Genomic DNA, 7,842 nt, shown 5'->3' with positions numbered 1-7,842 from the left:
CAACGCCGCACCCAACGACTTCACCACCACCGACACCACCCCCTCCCCCGGCACAAACCCATCCGCACCCGCATCGAACGCCCGCACCACACCCGAGGGCGACAGGGCCCGCAGCTCACGCATGGCGACGTAGTGCAGCGGGCTCATCCCGACGCGGACACCGGCGACGACGGCCTGCTCGCACTCCCCGCTCCGGATGGACCGCACCGCCTGGTGCAACGCCACCAGCGACGACGAGCACAACGTGTCCACCGTCATGCTCGGACCCCGCAGATCCAGGAAGTGACTGAGGCGGTTGGCGAGGAAGGCGTTGTGGTTGCCCAGTCCGCTGTGGGCGTCGAGTTCGGGGGCGATGTTGTACTCGCGGTAGTGCTGGTAGCTGGCGCCCACGAACACGCCTGTCGCGGGGGCCAGTTGCCGGGGCGGGAGCCCGGCCGACTCCAGCGCCTCCCAGGTGGTGCGCAGCAGCCAGCGGGCCTGCGGGTCGAGCACCTCGGCCTGCTTGGGGAAGAAGTCGAAGAAGCGGGCGTCGAACTCCTCGGCGTTGTCGAGGAATCCGCCGACGTCGGTGTGGCGCCGGTCCGCGTAGGCGCCCCACCGGTGGGCCGGTGCCGGCCGGACGGCGGTGCCCCCGTCGGCCAGCAGTGACCAGAGCGCCGCCTCGTCCTGGGCGCCGGGCAGGGCGAAGGCGAATCCGATGATCGCCAGGTCGCCGTCGCGCACCTCGTCGTCGGCCTGGGCGGGCACCGCGTCGGGATGCTCCGCCCGTGCCGGCTCCGGCCGGCTCGCGGCGGCGGGGCCGGCTCCCTGCGCCGGGGCGAAGGTCCCCTCGGCGGCGCGTTCGGCGAGGTACTGGGCGAGGGTGCGGCAGTCCGGCGCGTCCAGCACGTCCGCCAGGCTCACCCGGAGGCCGTGGGCGCTCTCCAGGTCGGCCGCGACAGCGGTCGCCAGCAGGGAGTCGAGGCCGGCGCGGGAGAGCGGAGTGGTGGCGGTGATGCCCGGGTCGTGGAAGACGCCCCGGACGGCGGCGAGGACGGCGGCCTCGGCGGCGGCCAGGTGTTCCGCCCCCGGCGGCGTGGCGGACGGCTCGGCCCGCGGGCGCGGGGCGGTCGCCTCGGGCTCCGGTGCCCCCGGGCCGGCGACCGGCCGGTACTCGATGCCGCTGAGCCGGGCGAGGACCCGTCCGTCGCGGGCGAGCAGGGTCGCCTCGCCCCGGCGGACGGGGTCGGCGCCGGTGTGCTCGGCGTCGAGCAGGACGTAGGCGGTACGGGCCGGGTCGTCCCAGCGGACCACCCGGGCCACGGAGACCGGCAGGTACGTCCCCCGGGGGACGGCGGGGTCGGCGAGAGTGAGGACGGCCATGCTCTGCAGAGCGGCGTCCAGGGCGACCGCGGCGCGCTCCGGTCCGCCCTCGGCCGGGGTGTCCAGCCGGGCGAGCACGCGCGTGGCACCGTAGCGGAGGCCGGCGAGGGAGCGCAGGGGTGCCTCGATCTCCATGCCCTGGGCGGCGAACCAGGCGTACAGGCCCTCCGGTTCGAGGCCGCGGTCGAGTCCGGCGCGCAGCTGGGCGAGGTCAGGTGCGGCGGGTACGGGGTCCTGGGTGCGGCCAGCCGTCGTCAGGCGGGCGATGACGCGCTCGCCGTGGCGGAAGGCGGCCGGGCCGGTGCGGCCGGGGTCGTCGAGGTCGCCGGTGAGCGGGCCGTCGCCGGTCCCCCGGGCGGTGAAGGTGACGTGTTCCAGGACTTCGGCGTGGTCGAGGGCGAGCGCCAGGGGCAGGGCGGCGGGGACGGTCGGCTCGCCGAAGACGCGGTGGGCGCGGGTCAGGCGCCGGACGCTGTCGTCCGGGTCCGGGCGGGAAGCGGCCGGCTGGTCGCCGGAGGGGGTCCGGAAGGGGTAGGGCGGCAGCACGATGCGGCGGGCCCGCGTACCGGCGTGGACCTGGCGCCAGTCGACGCTGCCGCCGCTCACGTGGAAGCAGGCCAGTGCCGTGCTCAGGCGGTCGTCGGGCAGGGCCAGTTGGGCCCGGAGCCGGTCGGCGCCGACGGTGGTGTACGTGGCGAGGCGCGCGTAGGGGGCGGCGTCGGCCGTGCCGGTGGCGGGGCCGAGGTCGGTGGCGACCACGCGCCCGTCGCGCAGGACCGTTCCGTGGGCGTCGCCGTGGTGGCGGGCGATCCGGTCGAGCCCGGCCCTCAGTTGCTCCGGGCCGGAGCCGAGGACGGCCGCGCGGTGGCGCTGGTGGTCGCGGCCGACCGCGGCCGAGCGGCACAGTGCCGCCGTGTCGGGGGCGTCCTCCTCGCTGAGCAGCCGCAGCAGGTCGCGGGCGCGCCGGACCAGTGCCTCGGGGGTGTGTCCGGAGAGGACCAGGAGGTGTTCGCCCAGCACGTCGGGCGGCCCCTCGGGGACGGACTCCCCGGGAACGTGTTCCTCGACGACGACGTGGGCGTTGGTGCCGCCCATGCCGAAGGCGCTGAGGCCGGCCCGGCGCGGGCGGTCGCCGCCCGGCCACGGCAGCGGCGCCGTCGGGACGGTGAACGGCCCGGCGTCGAGGTCGAGATGGCTGCCGGGCCGCTCGAACCCGGCGAGCGGCGGCACCTCGCGGTGGCGCAGGCAGAGCAGGATCTTGACCAGGCCGGCCAGGCCGCTGGCGGGCTCCAGGTGGCCGATGTTGGCCTTGGCGGAGCCGAGGAGGCAGGGCTCCCGGCGCTCCGGGCCGGCGCCGAACACCTCGGTCAGGGCGGCGATCTCGATGGGGTCGCCCAGCCGGGTCGCCGTGCCGTGGGTCTCGATCAGGGTGATGTCGGAGGCGTCCAGCTCCGCGTCGGCCAGGGCGGCGCGGACGACGGCGCTCTGGGCTTCGCTGCGGGGCACCGGCAGGGCGCTGCCGCGGCCTCCGTGGTTGACGGCGGCGCCGCGGATCACTCCCCAGACGGTGTCGCCGTCCCGTTCGGCGGCGGCGAGCGGCTTCAGCATGACGGCCACGGCGCCTTCGCCGGGCAGGAAGCCGTCGGCGCGGTCGTCGAAGGGGCGCGGCCGGGACTCGGACAGGGCGCCGAGCTGGCTGAGGCTGCGGTAGTACCAGGGGGTGAGGCCGACGTGGCAGGCGGCCACGAGGGCGGCGCCGCACTGGCCGGCGCGCAGGGCCGCGACGGCCTGCTGGACGGCGACCAGGCCGGACGAGCAGAGCGTGTCGACGGTCTGGGAGGGCCCGGTGAGGTCCAGGGCGTAGGAGATCCGGTTGGCGAGCACGGCGTTCATGGAGCCGAGCGCGGTGTGCGGCCCGACCTCGTCCAGGCCGTGGGCGTCGCGGTGGTGGGTGTAGGTGGCACCGACGAAGACGCCGATGTCCCGGTGTCCGGCGAGGCCGCTCTCGTCGCGGACGGCCCAGGCGTGTTCGAGGAGCAGTTTCTGCTGGGCGTCCATCTCCTCGGCCTCGCGGACGGAGATGGAGAAGAACGCGGGGTCGAAGCGGTCGATGTCGCTGAGGAAGGCTCCGCTGCGGCAGTACGTGCCGGTCATCTGCGGACCGCGCGGCTCGAAGTGGGCGGCGACGTCCCAGCGTTCGGCGGGCACCTCGGTGAAGGCGTGCCGTCCGGAGCGCAGGAGGTGCCAGAAGCCCTCCAGGCTGGTGGCGCCGGGCAGGTCGGCGGAGACCGCGACGACGGCGATGTCCTCGGGCCGGGTGGTGCGGGCGGCCGTGGTCGCCGCCGGGGGCTGTGGGGCGGGGGCAGGTGGCTCGGGCGCGGGCGGCGGGGGTGCGGGGAGGGCGGCGGCGACTCCGTAGCGTTCGGTCAGGGCCTCGGCCAGTTCGGTGAGGCCGCCGTACTCCAGGAAGAGGGTGGCGGGGAGGTGGACGTCCCATCTGCGGGACAGTTCCTCGGCCAGTTCGACGCTCATGATGGAGCTCATGCCGTGGTCCGCCAGCGGGGTGGCGCGGTCGAAGGAGGCCAGGCCGAGGCGGTCGGTGAGGAACCTGGCCAACTCGTCCTCGACACGGGCGCGTTGCGCGTGCGGGGTGGGAGCCTTTCCGGCGGGCGCCCGTACCGGTACGGGCGGGGGCTCCTCGTCGGCGAGGGTGTCGGAGGCGTCCGGGTGGGCGATGACGACCTGGCGCGGCGGATCGCCCAGCACCGCGAGGAGGGCGTCGAGGGCCTCGGTGGTGCCCAGGGGCCGCACGCCGCGTCGCCGCAGTTGCGCGGCGACGGCCGTGCCCATGCCGGTCTCGCCCCACAGCCCCCAGTCGATGCTCGTCCACGGTGCGCCGTGGGCGTGGGCGAAGCCGTCGAGGTAGGCGTTGGCCGCCGCGTAGCCGCCCTGGCCGAGGTTGCCGAAGGCACCGGAGACGGAGGCGAACAGGACGGCGAAGTCCAGCTCCGAGCCGGCGACGGCGGCGGCGAGTTCGCGGACGCCGTCCACCTTCGGCCGCATCACCGCGGCGAGGTCCTCGGCGGTGGCCGAGCGGAGCAGCCCGTCCTTGAGGGTCCCGGCCGCGTGCACGACTCCGTGCAGCTCACCGATGTCCGCGCGGATCCGCCCGACCAGGTCGGTGAGGGCTCCGGGGGCGGTGACGTCGACGGCGTACGAGCGGAGGGAACAGGCGGTTCCCTCGATCTGCTGCGACGGGGGGTGGCCGGTGCTCGCACCGCCCGACCGGCTGGCGAGGGCGACGACGGCCGCGCCCTCGTGGGCGAGCCGCTCGGCGAGGGCGAGGCCCAGGCCGCCGTGGCCGCCGAGGATCAGGTAGTGGCCGCCTCGGCGCACGGGCGGAGTGCCGGTGGCGCCCGGGCGGGTGGGGACCCGCACCGGTTCGTGGCGGACGCCGTGGCGGTAGCCGGTCTCCGGAGGGCCGTCGCCGAGTTCGGCCGGGAGCGCCGGCTCGGACTCCTCGTCGAGGTCGAGAAGGCGGGGCCGCAGGCCGGGGTACTCGACGGCCGCGGTGCGCATCAGGCCCCAGAGGGCGGCGCGGGCGGGGACCGGCCGGTCTCCGTCGGCCACGGGCTGGGCCGCGTGGGTCACGACGAGGAACCGGGCGCGGCGCTGTCGCTCGCCGAGGGTCTTCAGGGCGGCGGCGCAGCCGTACGGGCCGGTGGCCAGTTCGCCGGCCTCCGCGCGGACCGGACCGCTGTTGCCCAGGTGGACGACGCCGGCCACCTCCTCGCCGACCGCTTCCCAGAGGCCGCGGAACGCCGCCTCGCCGGTGTCGGCGAGGACATGGTGGTCCTGGCCGGACGCTTCCCGGCCTGCCGGGGCTTCGAGGTACGCGTCGACCACGCGGGCGCCGCCGGTCCGCAGCAGCCGGCCGGTCTCGTCCGCGAGGCGGTCGTCGTCGCCGTGGCGCAGGACGACCCAGGTGCCGGTCGTGTCGGGCCGGGGTGCCGGGGGTGCGGCGGGGCGCCACTCGATGCGGGAGAGCGGGTGGCCGGTGGCGGCGGGGGCCGTCCGGACCGCGCCCGGCCCGGTGGTCCGGCGCATCCGTACGCCGGTGAACTCGGCGGCGGTCTCCCCGGACGGGCCGAGGACGACGGCGTCGCCCGTCGCGTACGCGCCCTCGACGCCGGTGCGGCGTACCAGCACGGTCACCCCGGTGGCGCGGGCCGACAGGTCGGCGAGGACCGCGACGCGGGCGATGCCGATGGGCAGCATCGGCACGGGTGGGGTGTCGGCGCCGAGTTCCTGGAGCGCGCAGCTGACCACCTGGAGGACGCCGTCGACCAGCAGGGGGTGAGCGTGCCAGGGCAGGGGCTCGGTGTCGGTGCGCAGCCGGGCGCGGGCGGTGCCGTCGCCCACGGTGAGTTCCCGGACGGTCCGGAAGTCGGGGCCGTAGTCGAGGCCCGCGCGGGACCAGCCCTCATACAACTCCCGCGGTGTGAGGGGGCGTCCGTCGGCGGCCGGGCGGGCGGCGTGGCGGGGCGCGGTCTCGCCGTCGCGCAGCAGGCGGCCGGTTCCGGTGGAGAGCTGTTTGCGTTCGCCGGCCAGGACGGCGCTCAGCTCGAAGCGGGCGCCTTCCCCCGGGGCGTCCTCGTGGGTGACGTCCAGGCGGACGGGCACGGTCTCTTCAGGGGTGAGGGCGAGGGGGCGCAGGAAGGCGACATCGGTGAGTTCCAGCGGGACGAACGGCCGGCGACGGGCGATCCCCGCCAGCGCCATCTCGATCTGCACGGCGGCCGGCAGCAGCCCGGCGCCCTCGGCGCGGTGCTGGGCGATGAGGGGTTCGCGCCCCGCGAAGGCCTTCTCGTAGGTCTCGGCTCGTGGCGTCACTCTGCTTCACTCCGGTGCTCGTAAGGGTGGTCGAACAGCGGGTGGCTGACGGCGTTCGCCGTGGCGCGGCGAGCGGGGGGTGCGGTCAGCTCCTGTCGGGCGAAGGGGTAGGTGGGGGCGGTGGTGGTGCGCTGGTTCTTGCCGGCGTGCAGAGCGGCCCAGTCCAGCTCCGCGCCGGTGGCGCGGTGGTGGGCGGCCAGGGCGGCGTGCAGCTGGACCTGGTCGTTGCGCTCCCGGTGCAGCGTGGGCACCCAGACCGGGTGGGGCTCGGCGAGGACGGTGCGGGCCATCGGCAGGAGCTGGGGGTGCGGGCCGATCTCCCAGACGACGTGCGGGCCTTCGCCGGCGAGCGTGGTCAGAGCCTGGGCGAAGCGGACGGGGCGCCGGATGGCGTCCGCCCACCGCTGTGGGTCGGTGGCGGTCGCCGCGGTGTGCCAGTCACCGGTGAGTGTGTCGGCGAAGGGGAGTTCCGGCGCGCGCAGCGCGGTGCCGGCGACGGCCTCGGCGAAGGGCGGCACGGCCGGTTCCATGGCGGCGGAGTGGAAGGCGTGGCTGACGGTGAGCCGCTGGGTGCGGTACGGGCTCTCCTCGCAGAAGCGGGCGATGTCCTGCTCCGGCCCGGTGACCGTGTGGGTGCGCCCGTTGTACGCGGCGATCTCGACACCCGGGTGGTTCCGCAGCGCCTCGGTCAGCGTGGCGGTGCCGGTGTGGACGACGGCCATGGTCCCGTCCGTGGACCGGCCCTGCATGAGGGCGCCGCGTACGGCGGTGAGCCGCAGCAGGTCGGGCAGGGCGAGGACGCCGGCGGCCCAGGCGGCGGTGAGTTCGCCGAGGCTGTGCCCGGCGACGGTGTCGGGGCGTACCCCCGCCTCGGCCAGCAGGCGGGTCAGGGCGACCTCGACGCTGACGACGGCGGGCTGGGCGTACCGGGTCTCGTCGAGCAGGTGCCGGGCGTCGCCGTGGAGCAGGTCGAGCAGGGGCACGTCCAGGTGCGGGGCGAGCAGGTCGGCGCACTCGTGCAGGGCGTCGCGGAAGTGGGGTTCGGTGGTGAGCAGACGCCGGGCCATGCCGGCGTACTGGGAGCCCTGCCCGGTGTACAGGAAGGCGGTGACGTGCCGTCCGGCGGACCGGACGGGCTGCGTGGTGCCGTCGGCGATCTCGGTGAGGCGGGCGGCCAGTTCGGCGCGGCCGGTGCCGTGGACGGCCGTGGTCCAGCGCTGGGCGGCGCGCCCGGTGTTCACGGTGCGGGCGAAGTCTCCCGGGTCGGTGTCCGGAACGGCGGTGAGGTGGTCGGCGTAGGCGGCGGCGAGTTCCCGTACCGCTCGCTCGTCCGCCCCCGTCACGCGCACCAGGTGACTGTCCTGCACCAGCACCGCACCACGCTCCACCCGTGGCGGCTCCTCCACGATCACATGCGCGTTCACCCCACCCATCCCGAACGCACTCACCGCACCCCGCCGCGGACCCCCCTCACGCCCCCACACCCACGCACGATCCACCAGAAAGAACGGCGAATCCTCGAACCGGATGTGATCATTCGGCCGCCGCACATGCAACGAACCCGGAACCACCCCATGCTCCATCGCC

General features: G+C 75.9%; 2 protein-coding genes. Both read right to left on the bottom strand.

From position 1 onward, the window contains the following. Positions 1 to 6,255 (bottom strand): SDR family NAD(P)-dependent oxidoreductase (locus IF45_RS32015; RefSeq protein WP_030310859.1); only part of this gene is annotated, 6,255 nt, incomplete at its 3' end. Beyond that, the gene (locus tag IF45_RS0130715; protein WP_078842959.1) at positions 6,252 to 7,838 is read right to left on the bottom strand and encodes an acyltransferase domain-containing protein; all 1,587 of its coding nucleotides are present in this window, start codon (positions 7,836 to 7,838) and stop codon (positions 6,252 to 6,254) included. The genes IF45_RS32015 and IF45_RS0130715, both read right to left, overlap by 4 nt. Between the last annotated feature and the right edge of the window lie 4 nt (positions 7,839 to 7,842).

The organism is Streptomyces albidoflavus (assembly GCF_000719955.1).
Classification (GTDB): domain Bacteria; phylum Actinomycetota; class Actinomycetes; order Streptomycetales; family Streptomycetaceae; genus Streptomyces; species Streptomyces albidoflavus.
This window is presented reverse-complemented; position numbering and strand designations above follow the sequence as displayed.